The organism is Neobacillus sp. B24 (assembly GCF_055381825.1).
Genome location: NZ_AP035777.1, coordinates 555148 through 575999, shown reverse-complemented (window position 1 = coordinate 575999; position 20852 = coordinate 555148). Strand labels below are relative to the sequence as shown.

At 44.7% G+C, this 20852-nt stretch carries 16 protein-coding genes; 2 read left to right on the top strand and 14 right to left on the bottom strand.

Translation table 11 applies throughout. The features are described from left to right. Window positions 1-31 precede the first annotated feature (31 nt). The 3 genes from ACZ43M_RS02770 to glpA are packed head-to-tail and all read right to left on the bottom strand — an operon-like array spanning window position 32 to window position 4005. Complete coding sequence (locus tag ACZ43M_RS02770) at window positions 32-1249, bottom strand: anaerobic glycerol-3-phosphate dehydrogenase subunit C (RefSeq protein WP_464505962.1); 1218 nt, start codon at window positions 1247-1249, stop codon at window positions 32-34. Further along, window positions 1242-2393 carry an FAD-binding protein gene (locus ACZ43M_RS02765; protein ID WP_464505961.1) on the bottom strand — a complete coding sequence of 384 codons (1152 nt, stop codon included), beginning with the start codon at window positions 2391-2393 and terminating at the stop codon, window positions 1242-1244. The genes ACZ43M_RS02770 and ACZ43M_RS02765 overlap by 8 nt, the downstream gene beginning before the upstream one ends. Beyond that, window positions 2386-4005, bottom strand: coding sequence for an anaerobic glycerol-3-phosphate dehydrogenase subunit GlpA (gene glpA, locus ACZ43M_RS02760; RefSeq protein ID WP_464505960.1), 1620 nt, complete (start codon window positions 4003-4005; stop codon window positions 2386-2388). The genes ACZ43M_RS02765 and glpA overlap by 8 nt, the downstream gene beginning before the upstream one ends. 478 nt (window positions 4006-4483) lie before the next feature. Here glpA and ACZ43M_RS02755 point away from each other — a divergent pair, with 478 nt between their 5' ends. Further along, on the top strand, window positions 4484-8602 hold the full coding sequence (locus tag ACZ43M_RS02755; RefSeq protein WP_464505959.1) for a phosphodiester glycosidase family protein: 4119 nt from the start codon (window positions 4484-4486) through the stop codon (window positions 8600-8602). 74 nt (window positions 8603-8676) lie between these two features. Here the strand turns inward: ACZ43M_RS02755 and ACZ43M_RS02750 are convergent, their stop codons facing one another. Together ACZ43M_RS02750 and hflX are read right to left on the bottom strand one after the other, a co-directional pair. After that, a complete protein-coding gene (locus ACZ43M_RS02750) occupies window positions 8677-9231 on the bottom strand; it encodes a DinB family protein (RefSeq protein WP_464507929.1) in 555 nt (184 codons plus the stop codon). A gap of 181 nt (window positions 9232-9412) precedes the next feature. Beyond that, complete coding sequence (hflX, locus tag ACZ43M_RS02745) at window positions 9413-10672, bottom strand: GTPase HflX (protein ID WP_464505958.1); 1260 nt, start codon at window positions 10670-10672, stop codon at window positions 9413-9415. Window positions 10673-11168: 496 nt separating this feature from the next. Here hflX and ACZ43M_RS02740 point away from each other — a divergent pair, with 496 nt between their 5' ends. Beyond that, window positions 11169-12152, top strand: coding sequence for a Gfo/Idh/MocA family protein (locus ACZ43M_RS02740; RefSeq protein ID WP_464505957.1), 984 nt, complete (start codon window positions 11169-11171; stop codon window positions 12150-12152). Between the two features lie 859 nt (window positions 12153-13011). Here the strand turns inward: ACZ43M_RS02740 and ACZ43M_RS02735 are convergent. The 9 genes from ACZ43M_RS02735 to ACZ43M_RS02695 all read right to left on the bottom strand — a co-directional run bounded on the left by ACZ43M_RS02735 (window position 13012) and on the right by ACZ43M_RS02695 (window position 20734). Then, window positions 13012-13638: a histidine phosphatase family protein gene (locus ACZ43M_RS02735; RefSeq protein ID WP_464505956.1), complete on the bottom strand. Its 627-nt coding sequence runs from the start codon at window positions 13636-13638 to the stop codon at window positions 13012-13014. 110 nt (window positions 13639-13748) lie between these two features. Beyond that, the gene (locus ACZ43M_RS02730; protein WP_464505955.1) at window positions 13749-14294 is read right to left on the bottom strand and encodes a PepSY-associated TM helix domain-containing protein; all 546 of its coding nucleotides are present in this window, start codon (window positions 14292-14294) and stop codon (window positions 13749-13751) included. Window positions 14295-14391: 97 nt separating this feature from the next. Then, window positions 14392-15408 carry an HAAS signaling domain-containing protein gene (locus ACZ43M_RS02725; protein ID WP_464505954.1) on the bottom strand — a complete coding sequence of 339 codons (1017 nt, stop codon included), beginning with the start codon at window positions 15406-15408 and terminating at the stop codon, window positions 14392-14394. Further along, window positions 15395-15742, bottom strand: coding sequence for a PadR family transcriptional regulator (locus tag ACZ43M_RS02720; RefSeq protein WP_464505953.1), 348 nt, complete (start codon window positions 15740-15742; stop codon window positions 15395-15397). Before ACZ43M_RS02720 ends, ACZ43M_RS02725 begins: the two co-directional genes overlap by 14 nt. 142 nt (window positions 15743-15884) lie before the next feature. Then, entirely contained in the window at window positions 15885-17135 is a 1251-nt protein-coding gene (locus tag ACZ43M_RS02715) for a sensor histidine kinase (protein WP_464505952.1), read from the bottom strand. A gap of 9 nt (window positions 17136-17144) precedes the next feature. Then, complete coding sequence (locus ACZ43M_RS02710; RefSeq protein WP_464505951.1) at window positions 17145-17816, bottom strand: response regulator transcription factor; 672 nt, start codon at window positions 17814-17816, stop codon at window positions 17145-17147. A gap of 86 nt (window positions 17817-17902) precedes the next feature. After that, window positions 17903-19078 carry an ABC transporter permease gene (locus tag ACZ43M_RS02705; RefSeq protein ID WP_464505950.1) on the bottom strand — a complete coding sequence of 392 codons (1176 nt, stop codon included), beginning with the start codon at window positions 19076-19078 and terminating at the stop codon, window positions 17903-17905. Then, entirely contained in the window at window positions 19047-19757 is a 711-nt protein-coding gene (locus tag ACZ43M_RS02700) for an ABC transporter ATP-binding protein (RefSeq protein WP_464505949.1), read from the bottom strand. Before ACZ43M_RS02700 ends, ACZ43M_RS02705 begins: the two co-directional genes overlap by 32 nt. Beyond that, the gene (locus ACZ43M_RS02695; RefSeq protein WP_464505948.1) at window positions 19757-20734 is read right to left on the bottom strand and encodes an efflux RND transporter periplasmic adaptor subunit; all 978 of its coding nucleotides are present in this window, start codon (window positions 20732-20734) and stop codon (window positions 19757-19759) included. The genes ACZ43M_RS02700 and ACZ43M_RS02695 overlap by 1 nt, the downstream gene beginning before the upstream one ends. Window positions 20735-20852: the final 118 nt, after the last annotated feature.

The window sequence follows — 20852 nt, the reverse complement described above, 5'->3', positions numbered from 1 at the left end:
AGATATTATGAAAATTTAATAGATTCTTAATCTACATTTCGATTTTTGCCCGTTCATAGGATTCCGCCAATATTTGCATCGGATGCTTAACCATTTTGTCTGTCAATTGGTCAAGCTGATTTTTACACATTCCACATTCTGTTACAGTATAGTCGGCATTTACTTCCTCGATGGCCTCTGCCATTGATCGGCCGATTTTCATGGAAACATCATACTTTTCTGTTTTAAATCCATAGGTGCCGCATTGGCCGCAGCAGCCTGCGCCAACGTCTTCAATTTCATAGCCGGGGATAAGCTCCAATATATCCATAGCCGGATTGCCAATCCCCTGAGCTTTCATATGGCAAGGAGCATAGTAGCCCGCCCGCACGTTCATCGGAGCCAAATCCATGTTCAGCTCGCCATTTTCATGTAAGATACGCAAATACTCATCGGCATCATAGACATGACTGGCCAGTTCCCTTGCTTCCTCGGTCCCAAGGAACGAAACATATTCTTTCTTAAACGCAAGCGTACAGCTGGTACATGTCAGGACCACATCGTAGCCCTGACGCGTATATTCTAAAAAGCTATTAATATTGTGATTGGCATTTTTCAACCCCTGCTTCATTTGCCCATTTCCAAACATCGGAACACCACAGCATTTTTGATCAGGTTTAACGACGTCAATCCCGTTGTGCTCCATTACTTTAATAAAGCTCATTGCCACCTCAGGTGCATTGTACGTCGCGTAGCAGCCTGCGAAATAGGCAACTTTCCGTTCGGTTTGAGCATATCTCTTACTGTAGATACGGTTGAAATTTTTGAACCGGTATTTCGGAAACTGTCTTTCTGCAGGAATATCCATCACCATTTCCATTACTTTCCGGACTGGTTTCATCCCCATTGCTAGATTCGTAACCGGGGCAAAGGAAGAGGCAAGCTTGCCAACCAATTCGGCATTACTTAGCACCAGATCACGAAGCTTGGTCCCTGACAAGTCGGCATGGATTGCTTTGGCATAAGCGGTTAATGTAGAAACATGAACACCTTCTGGACAAGACATATCGCAATTAGTGCACAATGTGCAATATTCGATCCGCTTATCATCGATTATGGATTGATTATCCATCAGCCTTTTTAACTCGGGTCCCAAATGCTTAGGACCGCCAAATTCCAGCGTGGTATTCGCAACTGGACAGCTGACAACGCAGGCATTGCATTTCAGGCACTTATCAAAGGTCGTTTCATAAAATTCTAGATTAAGCACTAATAATCCCCTCCTCCAACTGTTGCTGACCCAGTTTACTCATTATTGCTTGAATAGAGAAAATGGTAAACACACCGCCGGTAATGCCATTGTGGGTCACCTGCGTCCCGATACTTGCCCCGACTGGGTAAAGGTTGGCTGGACAATTATGCAGCACACCGTTTCCATCAGTTTCTAGTCTTAGTGCTGTTTCCTTGATGCCGCTGGAGGTAACCTCCAAGCCGCCTCCGAGAATCCCACCCGTTGCCAGAACAAAGTGCTTCCCACTTAGGTCTGATGTATGACTAGCTGTTTTGACTTTCAACGACTTAATCTCGTTGTCCTCCAGAGTACAGCCGGCTACTGTGGTATCCGCATAAAATCTTACGCCTAGTTTGACTGCTTCCTTTTTCAATTTTTCACTGAGGCGAATGGCCGTTGTATTTGGCGGCATTCCTGGTGCCTCTGTTACAGCTGCTCTCAGTTCGGTCGAAAACTGATTGATCGTCTCTTTCCAATACTCCACCCCAAGAGAGGCTGGAAAAACAAACAGATTAGGCTGATAAAGATTTCTTTTCTTCATTTCATCTTTGATTTGCTTCAGGCAGTGGTCCCGAACATTTTTTTGATCGAGCAATCTTGCTGCATCCAACTGTGTCATTGTCCGTTGCGACTGTTTACCGAGTTTAATCTTAATCGCATCGAAGGAAAGTTCCGGACACTGCCTTTGCAAATTCCTCATGATATAAATAGGCTGGAAATCAACAATTTCCTCGAAGCCGACAATCACTACATGGCCTTTTTCCGGCAGCGGCGAAATGGTTTCCGGGTACAAAATGGTCTTTTTTATATGTCCCGAACCTGTCACCATTCTGATTGGATGGTCTAAATTCCCGTTATATGGGTAGCCTACTCTATTTGTGAGCGCTTTAAATTGTTCGATTGCTTTCGAAAGCAGTGATTTTTGAAAATTTTCAATCTGATATAGTTTCAACCAGTCTTCCAAGCTGCCCGCGGACCCGGGAATTAAGTCCATTACACCTGTAGACTGGATAATTTTCCCTGTTCCTGTTGCTGCTAGTGCTGTACTATACCCTTGTTCCTTTGACCATATGGCCGCAAGCATTCCTGATAACCCTTGTCCTACTACGACTACATCATACATGCTGAATGTCCCCCTCACTCATTCCTAAAGACACTTTGTAAATAGTTTCCATTAACTGCAATTGTTTGGCTGTTTCGCCTGTCGCCACGACATCCATACCTTTCTTTCGTTCAAATACCGCATGATAAAGTGCCCGCTCAGCGTCAGCAATTGTTGCCTTCCCTTTCTCGACAGCAAGCGCAGCGGCCCTGTGATTGCAAAAGGTTCCTTGACATGGTCCCATCCCAAGGCGTGTCCGGCGCCGAATGTCCCCAAGATGAAAGTACCCTTCTTCCGGTAAAACCGCTTCTACTTCCGCCCAAGTTACTTGCTCACATTCACATACCACAATATTTGCTTCTTTTTCTTTTAAAGATGATTGTATTTTCTTTGCGTTTGTACCAGCCCAGTGGAATAGCTTATTTTTTGCCGCAGGAGCAATGTCTGCGTTTTTTAAAAAATCATCCGCCTTGCGATGTGCAATCGGTTGCAGATCAGTCGTACACGCTGCTTTGACCCCAAGCTTTTTACAAATTAAATCAACCGTTTTTTCCGCCATAAAGCGGAATGTTGTTAACTTTCCGCCAGTAATGGTAACGAGCCCCTCCATTCCATCGCGCTTATAATGGTCCAGCAGGGCAATGCCGCGGGTCACATTCCGGCCGCTTGCATCCGCTGTGTCTGATTCCTGATAAAGCGGCCGGCTGCCGCTGAAGGCACGAATTAGACGCATTTCGTTTATATTTGGAATCAGCTTTTTACCCTGAGCCAGCATTCCTTCCAGTTCTTGACGGTTTAAAGAAAAATCATCTGGATCCTCTACATTGATTCCGGTCGTTCCAAAAATCGTTACATTATGAGCAGGGACGAAAATGTCCGCATCACCCGGCACCCGCAGACGATTTATCACTTGTTTATTAAAGCGATGACTGAAAATCGCGAGCATTCCTTTGTTATTAATCATTCGTAATGGGATACCAGCCATTTGGGCAATCTTTGTTCCCCACGGTCCGGATGCATTGACAACTAATTGTGAGTGGATTTCCTTTTCTTCCCCTGAAAATACATCCCGAACTCTTACTCCAGCCACTCGATTTTGTTCAGTTAATACATCGACTACTTCATGATAGGTTAATACTTTTGCCCCGTGTTTAACGGCATCAGCAACCACATCAACCACCATGGTAAAGCAGTCTACCGAACCATCTGGCACCCGATAGGCTGCCTGGATCTCTTTATTTAAATAAGGCTCTTGTTTTAAGGCATCAGCTACTGAAATTTCTTCAACGGGAATCCCCACTCTTCTGCAAGAGGATAGCCATTTTTCAACATACGTATCATCGTCTTCGGGTACCTTTACGAATAATCCGCCCGTTTGCTCGATGGAACCCGGGACGATTTTTTTCAAGATTAAATTTTCCCGATAACTTTCGACCGCCGCCTCCTCATCCTTCACAGCATACCGTGCCCCGGAATGGAGCAAACCGTGATTCCGAGTCGATGTTCCATGTCCTAAATCCTGCTGCTCGACTAAAATCGCCTTAATTCCCCTTAATGCCAAGTCGCGAAGCACTCCCGCACCAGTCATACCTCCGCCTATTACAACCACTTCAGTTTCTATTATTAATCCCATATCGTTTCCCTCCAATATGTTTTAAAAGGGTTTTTGCCCATACAAAAAAGGCCATAAAAAACACACGGGATCATAACAATTATTCCCGTTTGTTTTTATGGCCTTCTCCATGTCTCCATGCCAATTATCATGTTTTCTACCTTAAGAATACCAAATTATTTATTTAAAGAATGAAAATACCATGGCAATATTTTGAACATTAATAAAAAGCAAATCTAAATTTATAAATCTTCGATTCACCCAATATTGGGTTCAACACTTTCTCATCCCCCTTTGATGTCTATTTACCTAGTTAGTAAGCACCATTTTTGCCAATAAAAGATTTTCAGACATAGTCGTTATGTAACTACCATAAATATCCTTTAAGTAATATTGTTTACTATATAAGGGGATTTTTTGAAATAAAATTTCACAATCAAAAGGAGGTGATGTACCAGGTTTATTTTCTAATCTCAAAGACTATTTAAGGAGGAGAAGTATGAGGAAACGTTGGAAAAAGAAAATCTTACCCACAATGCTAGCTTTCATCCTTGCAGGCAGTACCCTTTCACCAAGTCTTACTTCCGCACTAGGTACCTTTGATTTACAGTCACCCATTGTTCAGACCCCCATTAATCAGTACAAGGCAGACCTTGCTGCCGGCGTCACCGAAAAACATTATAGCTTTGAAGGAAAAGATGGGAAAAAGCTTGAGAGTTTTGTAGTGGAGGTCGATGTACATAATAATAACCTCTCCATCGAAGCAGGTACACCTAACGATGGTCCTGCCTTTGGCCTTCAGCCCGTCAGACAGCAAGCTGCAGCGGCAGACGGTGAAAATCATAGAGTGGTCGCTGCTGTCAATGCAGATTTTTATAATATGGCCACGGGTGAACCGAATGGAATCGTTTATAAAGATGGACAAGCTGTAAAAGGCAAGGCTGGTTCATCGTGGAACTTTTTCGGAATAAAAAAATCCGGTGAGGCGGTAATTGGCACCAACGCTGAATACGAAGGAATAAAAGACCAAATTCAAGAGGCACTTGGCGGCAACGCCATTCTTGTAAAAAATGGCCAAATCTATCAAACTCCGCAAACTGGAGCAGATAAAGAGCCGAGGACGGCTGTCGGGATTAAAGCAGACGGAGATGTGTTCTTTACCGTGATTGACGGCAGGCAGGAGCCTTACTCCGCAGGGATTTCCATGCCCGACTTGGCCCAATTAATGATAGATTTAGGGGCGGTATCCGCCTTGAACCTAGATGGCGGCGGGTCTTCTACCTTTTTAACTCGTGAGCTCGGTGGGGATAATCTCCAATTAGATAATTCGCCATCGGACCGGACGGAAAGAAGTGTCGCAAACTCATGGCTGGTGGTAACGAAAGAGACCTCCGACCATGCTTTTCACTCTGCCCATATCGAGCCGTACGATCAATCCTTTACACCGGGATCGACCATTCAGTTTAGTGCAAAAGGACGCGACCAATCGATGGCATCCGCGCCGCTGCCAGGTTCAGGTTTGACCTGGGAACTATCGGATTCATCCTTTGGCTCGATAAATGACACTGGATTCTTTACCTCTAGCGGAAAAACAGGCCAGTTCCATGTGGTATTGAAGTACCAAGGCAAAGAAGTGGGTAACTCCATCATTGAAATACAAAAGCCCGATGAATTGTATTTCACTTCAAAGGAACTGACCGTGGCCAGAAACAGCGAGCAGCCTTTGGGCCTCATCGCCAAATTTCAAAAACGAGCACTGAAATGGAGCTTACAGGATATCCAGTTTGAGATCCCTGAGGGTATGGGAACGATCGATGAGAATGGCGTGCTCCACACTAGTGACCAAAATGTTACTGGTACCATTACCGCCTCCCTGAAAGATTCTAATTTGACAGCCCAAATCAAGGTATCTGTCGGTATGCTTCCGAAGGTGATGTTCGATTTTGAAGACGGGCTTGGCGGTTGGAAAACCGCTACAGCAGGACGCGGTGAAAAGGGAACTGTCGGGTTATCCGCTTATCCTGCACCAGTAAGGTTCGGGGACCAATCGCTGCAGCTTGATTTCGATTTAACTGGTGCACAATCTGGAACGACGCTCGGTGTTTACGCCGGTCCAGGAACCAACACCCCGATTGAAGGCGAACCAACCGGGATTGGCATGTGGGTCTATGCACCACCAGAAGCTCATGGCTACTGGCTGCGCATGCTGATTGTCGATGGAAATAATAAAAATCAAACGATTAATTTGACCGAGGAACAGCCCGGCATCGATTGGACCGGCTGGAAATATGTCGAGGCTGAAATTCCGGCATCCTTTACCGGTCCATATAAACTGTCCGGAACCCAAACCATCCGCTTGATGTCAACAAAGTCGGGAATCACCGGACCGATGACCAAGGGCACCCTTTATATCGATAATATCCGGGCCGTATATGGCGAAAAAGTCGACGATTTATATCCACCGGTGATCCAATCAATTAATGTAGATGGTAAAGCGTACACGACAAATGCCATCAACCTGCGGGCCGATGTCAAAGAATATGAGGAAGATCCTTTTAAAACAGGGATAGATTGGGGCAAGATTCGGATTTTAATTGATGGGGTTGATTTTTCAAAGGCTGCCGGTCACTTCTCCTATGATATGGATGGTTATGTGTCATTAACCGGGCTAAAGTTTTCCGACGGCACCCATAAGGTAACATTGCTGGTTCCCGATCAATTTGGCAACCAGGCGATAAAAACAGCTTACTTTACCGTCAATACCGGATCCGCAAATATTGAGCTGACACCGATGCAGGAAAAAGCCTATCTTGGCGATGTGTTTGAGATTGCCGTAAAAGCCCATAAACCTGGTGAAATTTCTAGTTCGGAGATAAAGCTGCAAATCGATAAGGGCTTCCCGGTCAAGGGAGTTCATTTTTCCGAAGGCTTTACGTCCAGCACTTCCAGCTATGATGCCAAGACTGGAATTCTCAGCCTAAATCTTGTGAATGATGGGGCGGGCGGCGCTGCAGCCGATACCGCTGTAATTCAAATTGAAATTCCGGCATCGACAACGGAAGGCAGCAAATTAACCTATGAAGTAATGGAAGCTAATTTAAGCTTTAAAGAGCCAAAAGATGCAAGCTTTGTCACCAGCTTTTCGATGAAACCAGCAGATATCGCTGTCGCCGGAGCGTTTACTGTTACTGCGGAGCCTATTTTACTAGGAAAGCCTGTGGAAATGACAGTAAAGGATGCCAACGGAGAAATGGTTAAGGATGTGGAAATTTTTGCAGCCATTGAAGGTGTAAAGGATCCTATTTCACTTGGAAAAACGAATGGTGACGGATTGCTGCGGGTTGATGCAGTGACGGACGAAGTAAAGAAACTTGCTTTATATGCCGTGAAGGATGCAAAATATTCGTTCAAAGTCAATACGCAAACCTATCCGCCTTTAGCTGCTGAGACAGAACTTAAAAATGTAATAGCGGTAGCTGCCGGCGACCCTTATAAATCAAAAGGCTTTACTTGGATGTCGAGTCCATTAGCTCAAGGAAAATCGGCCATCGTTCAATACGCCCGGAAACAGGATTTTGATAAAGATGGAGAGAAGGCACTGAAAACAGAGTCTGGCTCCTCAAGCGATCAAGTCTTCTCGGGGGAGCAAGATATCAAGAAGAACGGGATTGTCAGAGTGAATGAAGTGACTTTAACAAAACTTCAGCAAGGCACCACCTATGTTTACCGCGCCGGTGACGGCAAGAACTGGACCGACCTGAAAGAGTTCGCCACTTTGAAGCGAAAGCAAAGCTTTGAGTTTGCTGTTTTGGGAGATACGCAATCCCCTTCTGATTTAAGTTTGTTTGATCGTATTTTGGGGGATTTGAACAATAATAATTTGGCGTTTATGATCCATGTCGGTGATTTAATTGATGATGCCTCCAAGTTTAAGCAATGGGATGACGCCTTAAACACGCTTAGCACCTATGACCGCATCCGATCTACCGACCTTGTTACAACCTTAGGCAACCATGAATATATGGGCGATGTCAATGCTCAGGCTGCAAAGGCGATTTTTAACTCGCCGGGCAATGGGCCGGATATTGACAAGGGCGGCACCTATTCGGTTGATTATAATAACATCCATATCAGCGTGTTAGGGTTCACTAGTGATGACAAGGTTCTTGAACAACAGCTTCAGTGGCTGAAGCAGGATGTTAAACAGTCGGATAAACCTTGGAAGATCCTCGTTACCCATAAGCCGCCATATTTTACGAATCCATTTGGCGGCAATGAGATTATGAGGGAAAAATTGGTGCCTGTTGTCGATGAACTGGGAATAGATATTGTCTTCTCCGGTCATGACCATTCATATGGCAGAACGAAAAAGCTTAAAAATGGCGTGGATGACCATAACGGTACGGTCTATATCGTGTCAGGCACAACGGGTTTGAAACACTATGATGCCGTAGCTGATGAGAAATTTGAATACGTCAATATGGACAACATCGCTGTTTCGCTTCGCGCCAAGGTCGACAAAGACACGATCACCATTAAAACAGTCACCTCTGAGGGCGAGGTCATTGATGAATTTACGGTTGTGAATGAAGATTACGAGATGGATGAGGCTGAATAAATCTATAGAAAAATTGAAAGCAGAATGACTGATGCTGGTCATTCTGCTTTTTATTGTACTGCGGGATTACTCCCTTATGCATTTGTTGTTTTTTGTTCTGCTTCCGCCCTTTGTTTCCTGATCATTTTTTTGATAATCCGGATTTGCCCTCGGTGATTTATTTCGTCCTCAAACACGTGGAACCATTTGAAGAAGTTATTCGCCGGCTTGTTCCACCAAAAAGGTGCCCGCTCATATAACCATTCATCTGGCAATGATTTAAATTTTTCGATAGTGGTATTTCGGACATCGTTCAATTCCTTCAGATAGTATTCAATCGGGTAGCTTTTATATTTTTCACGGCCCTTTATTCCTAAATCCAGTCCCGGCAGCAACGGTTCTAATTCTTCATCTGTAAGGTCGCGACTTTCAAAACTTACAATCTCGAATACCCGTTCCACGACAGCCAAATGCGCGAGCAGCATCCCAATTGAATTGGCCTCCTCATCAAACAGGAAATCAAGCTCGTCAATCGTCAAATTCTTAACCTCGTCAAGCGTCGTAAACCGCGCATAATCCATCATCGAAACTAACTTGCCAAACTCCGGTCCAAAACCTTCCTTCTGATCAACGACTAATAATAAATCCATATCGAAGTCCAACTTGATACCCCCTAGTTTAAATCATTACTATTAACTAAACTGTATTGATAGCAAGTAACACCCTCAACCTGCTTAAAGTTTAGATTCGAATGAATACTTCAACCTTCATTAATATTCCCCCTCTTAAAGGTGCTAAAGACCCTCCCGGTATCGGAGGGTCAGCCTGATACTAAATCACGTACTGCTGATATTTTTCAAAGTCATATTGATTGCATTCAATCGTTAACTTGGTGCCGTCGTTTTCAAAGCTTGTTTCCAGAACATTTGCGTTTTCATTGAGATAAGTCACCAGCCGCCCATCGTCAAACGGAATCAGCATTTCGCAGTGGATTTGATTTTTAAAAATATGCTTACTAATTAGGTCTGTCAGTTCCTCCAATCCAACTCCCTGTTTGGCAGAAAGATAGACATTGTTTCCCTCCACCATCGGATAGTCGGTGTCTTCCAAGTCCGCTTTGTTGTAGGCATAGATGATTGGGATTTGCTTGATTCCGATCTCCTGCAAGGTCTTATTCGTTACATCAAGCAGCTTCTGATATTGCGGGCTTGAGTAATCGACGACATGGATGAGCAAATCCGCTGTCGCTGCCTCTTCAAGGGTGGAACGGAATGCTTTGACTAGATGATGCGGCAGCTTATCAACAAACCCAACCGTGTCCGACAGCAAAAATGGCGGATGATTGTGGAGCTTTATTTTTCGCACCGAGGTGTCCAAGGTGGCAAAGAGCATATCCTTTTCAAAAACTTGTTTAGCAGTTGAAGCTTGGTGTGAACCTCGCAGCATGGCATTCATGATCGTTGATTTGCCTGCATTGGTGTAGCCGACGAGGGAAACAAGCGGAATGCCGCTCTTTTTGCGCTGGCTGCGCCGGGTTTCGCGCTGCGCGACGAGAGTCTCCAATTCCTTGTTGAGCGCTGCGATTTTGGCTTCAATTTTTCGACGGTCCAGTTCCAGCTTTGTTTCACCGGCACCCCTGTTCTTCAGCCCCACTCCTGCGCCTTGGCGGCCCAATGATTCCCTAGAGCCCACAATCCTTGGAAGCTGGTACTTCAGATGTGCGACTTCGACTTGAAGCTGTGCCTCTCTTGTTTTGGCACGCTGAGCAAAGATGTCCAGAATTAGCTGAGTTCGATCAATGACGGACTGGCCCAGTGCTTCCTCTAGATTGCGAATTTGCAAGGCTGACAGTTCATCGTTAAAGACGATAAGCTCAGCCCCGGTATGTTCTGCAAGCCGGACGATCTCTTCGATTTTCCCCGTACCGATATAATGTGTTTTGTTGATACGATTTAAATTCTGCGTAATTTCCCCGACCACCTCAATTTCGCAAGCAGCGGCAAGGTTCTCGAGCTCCTTCATGGAGTATTGGAAATCACCTTGATGATTGATATTAACCCCGACAGTCAGTGCTTTTCGTTTGTCTCTCATAGCCTGATTCCTCCGTTTCCTTTTTGAAAAATAAAAAACACAGGGCAATCCGCCTGTGGCAAAGTAAATGGAAGGGAACGAAGCATCACGAAAAAACCCCCATCTTTGGAATGGAGTTGCTTCTTGCTGGGATGTTTTGTTGCGAACCGGCAAAATCCGGATGCATCGCTATTTTTAAAGACAGCAAAAAAGAGGGTCGCTTGAGCCCTCTTTATTTCACGTATGTTAAATAAAGGTTTCCTCTATTAGGCAGACCAATCCCATTTACTCTGCGGCCAGGCAGAGACTCGAACGTTATTCAGTTAACGGTTCAAATGTTGGAATCGAATTCTGCGAAAAATCACTAGGAAAACCTCCGTTTCACTCTAATTACTATTATCATAGCATTACATTAATTGGAAATCAATGAAATGTTTTACATACCCTACTGTTAAGTTGGCAATCATCCCGAAATACATTATTATGTTATGGAGTACATAGATCGGAGGAATTGTTAATGAATATTGCTACAATCGGAACAGGATTCATTGTGGATACATTTCTATCAGCACTAAGCAAAGTTGATGGTGCCCATTGCGTGGCAATGTATTCCCGAAAACAGGAATCCGCCAAGCCGCTCGCAGATAAATATGATATAGGTAAAATCTATACTAATTTGGAAGAACTGTTCGCTGACCAGGAGGTTGATTTCATATATGTTGCTTCACCAAACAGCTTGCATTATGAACATGCCTACATGGCCCTTGAACATGGGAAGCATGTTATTTGCGAAAAGCCATTTACCTCAACTGTCCAGGAGTTAGAGAGCCTGACACAATTAGCAAAACAAAAAAAGTTAATGCTGTTTGAGGCGATTACGACGATTCACCTGCCAAATTATCAATTAATCAAAGAAAATATCGCCAAGCTGGGACCAATAAGAATGATCCAGTGTAACTATAGCCAATACTCAAGCAGATACAACGCCCTGCTTGCGGGTGAGACGCCGAATATTTTTAATCCGAAATTTTCCGGGGGCGCCCTTGTTGATATTAACATTTATAACCTGCACTTTGTCATGAACCTGTTTGGAACACCTGAATCCATTCGCTATACAGCCAACAAGCATCCCAACGGCATCGATACTTCGGGAGTGTTGGTTTTGAAATACCCTGACTTTATCGCTGAGTGCGTCGGCTGCAAAGATACAAACGGTATGAACTTTGCACTAATTCAAGGTGAAAAAGGCTATATTCATGTAGATGGAGCAAATGGCTGCCAAACTGTGGTAGTGCATACGGAAGGTAATGAAACTGTCTTAAATCAACAGAATGAAACCAATAAACTGTATTACGAACTAGTGGATTTCCGCGAACTCTACCAAAACCAAGACTTTGATACCTGCTACCAACTGCTCGACCACAGCCGCACCGTCATGGAAGCGCTCGTAGAAGCCAGAAACGACGCTGGCATCGTCTTTGAAGCAGACAATAAAAATTAACAGCCGAAAAAGGAGAACCTCGTACTTAAAGCACTGAAAATAGCGGCCAACAAAGCGGCTCCAAGCTATCGAAAAAGATTTGGATTTCTTTCAGTTTCTTAGTTAGCACATCTTTCATGACATGTTTGACTTAGAAATTTTGGATTTCGCGTCATGAGGGCTACTTTCATGACATGTTTGACTTAGAAATTTTGGATTTCGCGTCATGTGGACCACTTTCATGACATGTTTGACTTAGAAATTTTGGATTTCGCGTCATGAGGGCTACTTTCATGACATGTTTGACTTAGAAATTTTGGATTTCGCGTCATGAGGACCACTTTCATGACGTGTTTGACTTAGAAATTTTGGATTTCGCGTCATGAGGACCACTTTCATGACATGTTTGACTTAGAAATTTCGGATTTCGCGTCATGAGGACCACTTTCATGACATGTTTGACTTAGAAATTTTGCATTTCGCGTCATGAGGACTACTTTCATGACATGTTTGACTAAGAAATTTTGGATTTCGCGTCATGAGGACCACTTTCATGACGTGTTTGACTTAGAAATTTTGGATTTCGCGTCATGAGGGCTACTTTCATGACATGTTTGACTTAGAAATTTTGGATTTCGCGTCATGAGGACTACTTTCATGACGTGTTTGACTAAAAATTTCTGGAATACGCGTCATAAGGAAACTTTTATGACGAGTTAGATCACACAGCCTCCCTTCTTGATAAACGAAGAGCCGCCCACAAAGCGGCTCTTTCACATTATGAGTACTAAACCTTCCAATTGTCCGTCCGCCCCACGCGGACAGTGTCCACGGCTGGTGCCTGACACCATTTCCCATGACACCATTTCCCAACTTTTTCCTATTCGACTGTCGGCACAAAGATCTTTTCATATTGGTAGTCACCATCGACTTCATTTATTTTGAGGACGGAGGCGTTTTCGATTGGTTTGAAGTTTAGCAGGCTGTCGATTGGATGGTTCATGAGGTAGGCGATCAGCATGTGCATGAAGGCGGCATGAGAGACGACCACGACATTTTCGTAGCGTCCCTGCCGCTTCACTCGCTCAATAACACCAGTCATAAACATGGTTGCCCGCAAGTAAACATCGGCCAGTGATTCACCGTTTTGATAGCGAAAATAGAACTGACCGGCAGCTTTATATTCCTTTTTCGCCTCAGGAGTGCGGTTATCAAAATCGTAAAGATTGCCCAGCTCCCATTCCCTGATTAGCGGGTTCTCAAAAAACGGCACCTGCTCCGAAAGCTGTCCGGTAATCGCCGCTGCCGTTTGCTTTGTTCGTAAATACGGTGAACAGTAAATCACTGTATTTTCATTTAATAATGGTTTCATAAATTCCGCCGTTATTTGGGCTTGTCTAAAACCAAGCTCCGTCAAGCTATGCTGCGAATCATGGGTATGCGCCATCACTGTCCTGTCAACATTGTGCTGTGATTCCCCATGGCGGATTACATAAATATTCATCATTCTCCACCCCTAGACGTATTATTCTGAATATTATAACTATAGTTCATACAAGCAGGAAAAGCCAGATAAAAGGCACCCCATTTTTGGGAGTGCCTCCTAATCACTAAAAATCAGCCAACCATCGGCTCCATATTTCCTTCTTTGCGCTTTTTCCTTTTTCGATCGGCAGCAAGGATTTTTGCTGATAAATAAACGCCAGATTCGGTTAGGAACATCATTGCCACAGCAGTCAAATCAATTAACCAAGTGATATCTGTTGTGCCAACTCTTCCTTCATGAAGCCCGCGGATCATACTCATCATCGATCCCTGCCCCATACCTTCGCGACGCTGTCCGCCTGCAAATGTTCCATCACCGCCGAATCCTCGACGGCCTTGGAATTGACCATTCCCTGCTTGTGCTTGGGATTGCCCTTGCGTTTGTCCTGATGTCTGTCCAGAAGTTTGTCCAGAAGTCTGGCCGGAGTCCCAAGGCATTCCCTGTCCTCCTTGACCAGGCAGCATCTGCCCCGGCTGGAAATTCCCTTTCCCACCTTCCATCTGTGTTTGTCCAATCAGCCATGGTTCATTCATTATCAGTCCTGTCAGTGACTCCATAAAAATCAAAACCGATGCAATCAAGCCAATCCATAAGTGTGCTTGTCTCATTTTCCTCATTAAATAATTCTCCCTTCACATCATCCATTGATGGTCTCATTATGAAGGGAGTTCCTTAAGATTTTCTTAAAATTCTTCATAAAAAAGGGACAAATTTTTAATACCGCCCCGAAGTGCCTCTAGCTTTTCGAAAACTATCAAAAGCTTCAATTATTATGGAAAGTACAACTCCGGCAAACATAATTACCCATAGGGTTTCACCGAAAATCGATGAAACTGTGATATTCATTGATTCAGCGATATAGGGAATGACCGCTGGATTAATTAAATTCGAGTTACTAGCGATAACAAGGATGACAACAGCGCCGACCATATGAATGACTGTGTTTACGGCAGCCAGTTTCATCGTCCACTGACCAGCTTTCCACTTATAAACCGCCAGGCCGACTTCCAGCAAAATAAGCGGGACCACGAAAGGCCAATACGACAATAATACATCTTGGTTAGCCAGGGGCATGACAAACTTCAGCCCGTCACCGTCTATTGATTGGTAAATCCCTACAAGATGGTCGGCGTTGAAATAAGCTATGGACCAAATTGCCGTCCAAATAAGCCCGAATACCGCTTCCCCTTTTAAAATTGCTGCACGCCGCGGTTTGATTTCAACTTTTTCTAAATCATCCGGTGTCCATGGAGCCTTGCCGGTCGGCAGCGGTTGACCACTTTTTGAGAAACCAACCCTATCGATTACAGCAAAAACAGCAGAGATCCAAAATAAAGTATACATCATCACCATAACAACATTGGCAATGATATTACCGAATATCTTTAGTGCCTCAGGCAACACCGCCTCATCGCCAGAAATCCCCATAATTCCTGTGGCTGCATGAATGATGACTGTCACCAAAATCGCCCAAGGCAGCGTCTTTTTTAAGGCTTGAATATAAACGTCATATACTTTTGGCCCAATCAAATACATCGGCGTGTCGCGGTAGCTGGCGGCTAGTTTAGCAGGATCACCAAGCTCTGACAACACACCCTTCACCTCTTCTTCTGTATACTGTTCCGGCAGCATATCTTCAATCGTCGACCGCAGCTCCATGGCAATATCATCGCGGGATTTTTCCGGAAGCCTCCTAGTCACTTCATATATATAAGCCTCAATCAGCCTCATTGTCGTCCTCTCCTTTTAATAAGGTTTTCAGTTCAAGCGTCATTTTGTTCCATTCCTGTTTCAATTGCTGATAGACCTCCATGCCGTAGTCTGTTAAAACGTAATACTTTCGCGGCCTGGTTTCAGTCGTATCCCAACTGCTTGTCACGAGCTCCTGTTTTTCTAAGCGGCGCAGGAGTGGATATAAGGTGCTTTGTTCCATGGAAACACCGGCCTCTTCCAGCCGTTGGGCCAGCGAATAGCCGTATTGGCGTGAACTTAATTGACTTAGCACGGCAAGCGTAAGTGTCCCTCTTCTCAGTTCCGTCGTGAATGAATCCAACAGTGAACTCATGCTTTCCCCACCTCCGGTACTATACTGTGTGTGATACAGTAATGGATTTCATCTATCATTACTCCATACATATTATTGAAAACCTGAAAAAATGCTTGGGCAAAAATAAAAAAAACGCCTGGATTTTCAAAAAATCCGGACGTTAGTTCTTTTGTGTTTTTGGAAAAGTAATTTCAATCGTCGTCCCTTTTCCAAACCCGCTGTTCACTTTTATCTTCCCATGATGCTTATCAATAATCCATTTGGCAATAGACAACCCCAGACCGGTTCCTTCTGCGGCGGTCCTGGCCTTATCACTTTGGAAAAAGCGGTCGAAAATCCGCGGGATGTCCTGCTCCGGAATCCCAATCCCGTTATCCTTTACCATAAGAGATACCGACGAATGACTTTGGCGGCAGGAAAGCTGAATCTCCCCACCCTTATTTGTATACTTCAAAGCATTATCTAATAGGATCACGATCAGTTGATGAATGCGTTCTTTATCCCCACAAAACTTGATGGCCTCTGGGGCATCCAAGCCAAGCTCTTTCTCTTGATATAAGGCAATGTCTTCAAATTGCAGCATGATTTCTTTTAACAGCTCTTCCAGCTGAAATTCCTGCTTTTTCATTTCTAGCTGATTAGAATCTGAGCGTGCCAGTGTCAATAAATTCGTGACCAGCTTCGACAGCCGCCTTGATTCCTTTGAAATCGTTGAAACATCGTGAATCCTGTCCTGAATCGTCGCATTTGGGTTTCGGAACAGCAAATCGGTTTTTGCCTGAATGACCGCCAATGGTGTCCGTAATTCGTGTGAAGCATCAGAAACAAACTCCTGCTGTTTATCCCAGGCATTTTTGATCGGGACAAGGGACCGGCCAGCCAAGAAATATCCGGAAGCCACCGCGCAAATAATCCCGATACCACAGCCAATCAGCATGATTAATAACAGCCGGTCCAATAACTCCTTTTCCGAATTCACATTGCGGATGAATTGAACACTTACCTTCCCCGCGCTCGTGTCGACTTCATACGCAATATAGCGATAGGAAAATCCGGCCACTTCCACATCCTGCAGGGAATTTAATTTCTTTGGCTTAATCTTTTCCAATTGATCATGAAACAGCTCAAACTCACGGCCTTGTTCGGCAAGAATTTCTCCGTTATGCCAAAAAAGCGTCATGATCCTTGGATCCCGCTTCAAAAATTTCGGGCCCACTTGAAGGTTACGATTATCACCAAGTCCAGGCAGCTGCTGTTCAGAACGATCAACTGACTCCAGCAGCGAACGGTTTACATCCTCGTATAACCTATGGTCCGTATAAACATAAATAATGCTCCCAAGAATGCTGATTAACACGATAAAAACTAATGAATTTAATAAAGTAAGCCTAATATGTGTTTGCCGAAACATGGTTTGTACCTACTCTTCGTTCAGCATATAGCCAACACCGCGAATCGTTTTGATGTCAGCATGATAGCCGTACGGCTCCAATTTTTTGCGGAGATGGTGCATAAACACTTCGACAATGGCAATCGTCGTGTCGGAATCAAAGCCCCAGACCCGGTCATAAATCTGCTCTTTTGTTAGGATCGCACCCTTGTTTTGGATTAAATATTCCAGCAGCTCGTACTGCTTTGCGGTCAGTTTAATATGTTCCCCTTCGACAAGAATATCGCGTTCTTTTCCAAGCAATTCAATGCCCCGATACTGAATCGTTTGATTTGTCGTCAGGCTGCCGCTCCGTCTCAGCAGCGCACGAATTCTTGCCTTTAGCTCTGCTGCCTGAAATGGCTTGACCAAATAATCATCGCCGCCGAAGTCCAGCCCTTTAACACGGTCTTCAAGAGAATCTCTTGCGGTTAGGAACAGAACAGGAATTTTCAGCCCTTCCTTGCGGATGGTTTGCAGCACTTCAAAACCATCGATTTCCGGAATCATAACATCAAGGACAATCGCATCATGAATATTTTGCATCGCTAAAAATAAGGCATCCTCACCATTCGTTGCCTGATCAACCTCAAATTCATCCGATAACAGCTGAACGATGGATTCTAACAAGGGGAGGTTATCTTCTACCACTAGTAATCGCATATTTTTCCGCTCCAATAAATTTTTCCTACCAAACATTATATAGGAAACAAAGCGGCCGCAACAGAGCGGTCCGCTAGTTTCAAGGATTATTCATACCTTAGTGCCTGAATCGGGTTCAGTTTCGACGCTTTATTGGCCGGGAACACCCCGAATACGACACCGACAACCAATGAGAACAGGAAGGCGCCTAACATCACCGATGAGGAAAATGATACAGCTAACTCCATGGTTAACGATAGTATTTTACCCAAGCCTATCCCGCTGAGAATGCCAATCAGTCCGCCGACACCGCTTAATACCACCGCTTCTATTAAAAATTGCAGCAGCACATCGCGCCGTTTTGCACCAATCGCTTTTCGAATCCCAATTTCTTTCGTCCGTTCCGACACGGAAACAAGCATGATATTCATAATTCCGATTCCGCCGACCAGCAAAGAGATACTAGCGATTCCGCCCAGCATCATCGTCATCGTATCGGAAACCGAACTCATCGTATCCATGATATCCTGCTGGTTTGTGACACTATAGGAATCACTCTTATTAGGATAAAGGCTGGCCATCGTCATTTTTACCTCGTTCATAACAAAGTCCATCTGATCCTCGCTTTTACTTTGCAGGTAGACCTGGTTAATCGTCGTGCTTTTGACAAGGCGCTGCCCGGTGCTGAGCGGCACGATGACGACATTATCGCCGCTTTGCCCCATCGAACTCCCTTTGGAAGCGAGAACACCAACTACCTTAAATGACGTTCCTTCAATTTGAAGATATTGGCCAACAGGATTTTCTGCTCCAAAAAAAGTAGTCGCTGTTTCAGAACCAATGACGGCAATTTTTTGTCGGTATTCACTATCAAGCTCCGTGATAAATCGACCTTGCTTCACCTTTGTATCACGAACGGCAGAGTAGTCGGCATTCGTCCCTGTTAAGGTAACTTGTGAAGATGTCCTGTCCTTTTTCACATTCACCCGTCCGGAAACAACCGGCGAAATCGCTTTAACCCCGTCCAGTTCCCCCAGTTCACTGATTTTATCCTCGGTTAGCGATAAATCAGTCCCAAACGTATTGATGGTTAACAGGTTCGTACCAAGCTGGTTGATTTGACTGGTGACATTTTGCGCAGATCCTTGGGCAATTGACACCAGCACAATGACAGAGGAAACTCCGATGATCATCCCGAGCATTGTCAGCGCCGAGCGCAGCTTATTTCCTTTAATGCTTCGCAGCGCCATTTTAATAGATTGCCAAACTCTCAAGGAGCTCACCCCCGCTTTCCAGCAGCTGTCCATCCTGGATACTGACCATTCGTTTTGCCTGCTTGGCAATCGCCAAGTCATGCGTAATTAAAATAATCGTATGACCTGCTTCATTCAATTCTTTCATCAATTGCAATATTTCCTTGCTTGTTTTGCTATCAAGTGCACCGGTCGGCTCATCGGCGAGGAGAATAGCCGGATTGCCCGCCAGCGCTCTGGCAATCGCGACCCGCTGTTGCTGACCGCCTGATAGCTGAGTCGGCAAATGTCCCGCACGTTCTTTTAGTCCGACTTTTTCTAAGCTCGCCATTGACCGTTCACGCCGCTCTTTTGCCGACATACCGGCATATAACAGCGGCAGTTCAACGTTCTCCAGTGCTGTTAATTTCGTTAACAAGTTAAAGTTTTGAAAAATAAATCCGATTTTTTGATTACGAATACTCGCCAATTGGTTATCATTCATTTTGCCGATATCCTTGCCATCTAGCAGGTATTTCCCCGATTGCGGTCTGTCCAAGCAGCCAATCATATTCATAAGGGTGGATTTCCCAGAACCTGAAGGACCGATAATCGCCAAAAATTCACCTTTTTCAATCTTGATGGACACATCATTTAGGGCATGAACTGTTTCACCGCCAAGCTTGTAGGTTTTCATCAGGCTGCGGATTTCAATGATAGGATTACTCATTAGTTTCCGCTCCTTCCACCAGCTTGTCCGCCGGGTCCCCTCATGCTGCCGCCCATATTACCCATGCCGCCCATCCCTGGAGCGCCAAAGCCGCTGCCTTGCATCATGCCTTTTTGTGACGATGAGGAGCTGTCAGCCGCCAGCTGTGGCAATACGATCACATCTCCTTCAGAGACGCCTTCAGTGATTTCCACATAGTCCTCATTCGCCAAACCGGTTTTTACTGTTTTTTGCTCCGTCCCGGAGGCTTGACCATCAGAGCTTGAACTTTGAACAATGACATATTTCCCGCCGCTGCCACTGTGTACGGCATCTAGTGGAACATAGAGTGCATCTTCCTTGCTTGCGGTCAGGATACTTGCTTCCGTGCTCATTCCAACTTTTAAGCTATCAATTTGATCAAAGTGAATTGTTACATCAAAGGTAGATACTCCGTTAGAGGATGCCCCTTCTGCCGCGACAGTTGTTACCTTGCCTGTGTAGGTTTGATCTGGTACCGCACTGACTGTGAGGCTGACGGTCTGGCCGGCTTGAATCTTGTTGATATCCAGCTCATCCACTTGAACAACAGTTTGCAAGTCATTATAGTTCGTTAAATGAGCAACAACCTGTCCTGATGTAACCTTGTCATCCGCAGAAGCAGATAGGGTAGTAATGATCCCGTCAGCAGGTGCTGTGACTGGGTCGCTCCCATCAGTATAGGTAATTAACTCCTCACCAGCTTTTACTTCTTCACCGGCTGCTACCAGTACCTCATCAATGGTCTTATTATTTTCCTTTGTTTTGATATCAACGCTCGTTACTGCCCCAACCGTTCCCGAACCGCTGATCTTCACTTCCATTTTTCCCTTTTGTACGGTGGCAGTTCGTGTTTGTTCCGCGGCCGCCTCCGTCGTACTTGTTTTAGAGTTGTACCACTGATAGCCGACATACCCCACTAGTACTACACTAACCAATATTAAAATCCATTTTTTCATCTTGGCTTACTCCTTTTTTAATCCAGGGTTTCGCCGCCCGGACATGTTTTATTTTTGGAATAAGCCTATTATTATGTTTGTTCCTTAAGATTTCCTTAAAGCAATAATCAAAAAAAGA

Bases quoted from the DNA above. Each gene is read 5' to 3' on its own strand.
- ACZ43M_RS02765 (WP_464505961.1), bottom strand. From the start codon at position 2,393: ATGTATGATGTAGTCGTAGTAGGACAAGGGTTATCAGGAATGCTTGCG.
- glpA (WP_464505960.1), bottom strand. From the start codon at position 4,005: ATGGGATTAATAATAGAAACTGAAGTGGTTGTAATAGGCGGAGGTATG.
- ACZ43M_RS02755 (WP_464505959.1), top strand. From the start codon at position 4,484: ATGAGGAAACGTTGGAAAAAGAAAATCTTACCCACAATGCTAGCTTTC.
- ACZ43M_RS02750 (WP_464507929.1), bottom strand. From the start codon at position 9,231: ATGGATTTATTATTAGTCGTTGATCAGAAGGAAGGTTTTGGACCGGAG.
- hflX (WP_464505958.1), bottom strand. From the start codon at position 10,672: ATGAGAGACAAACGAAAAGCACTGACTGTCGGGGTTAATATCAATCAT.
- ACZ43M_RS02740 (WP_464505957.1), top strand. From the start codon at position 11,169: ATGAATATTGCTACAATCGGAACAGGATTCATTGTGGATACATTTCTA.
- ACZ43M_RS02735 (WP_464505956.1), bottom strand. From the start codon at position 13,638: ATGATGAATATTTATGTAATCCGCCATGGGGAATCACAGCACAATGTT.
- ACZ43M_RS02730 (WP_464505955.1), bottom strand. From the start codon at position 14,294: ATGAGGAAAATGAGACAAGCACACTTATGGATTGGCTTGATTGCATCG.
- ACZ43M_RS02725 (WP_464505954.1), bottom strand. From the start codon at position 15,408: ATGAGGCTGATTGAGGCTTATATATATGAAGTGACTAGGAGGCTTCCG.
- ACZ43M_RS02720 (WP_464505953.1), bottom strand. From the start codon at position 15,742: ATGAGTTCACTGTTGGATTCATTCACGACGGAACTGAGAAGAGGGACA.
- ACZ43M_RS02715 (WP_464505952.1), bottom strand. From the start codon at position 17,135: ATGTTTCGGCAAACACATATTAGGCTTACTTTATTAAATTCATTAGTT.
- ACZ43M_RS02710 (WP_464505951.1), bottom strand. From the start codon at position 17,816: ATGCGATTACTAGTGGTAGAAGATAACCTCCCCTTGTTAGAATCCATC.
- ACZ43M_RS02700 (WP_464505949.1), bottom strand. From the start codon at position 19,757: ATGAGTAATCCTATCATTGAAATCCGCAGCCTGATGAAAACCTACAAG.
- ACZ43M_RS02695 (WP_464505948.1), bottom strand. From the start codon at position 20,734: ATGAAAAAATGGATTTTAATATTGGTTAGTGTAGTACTAGTGGGGTAT.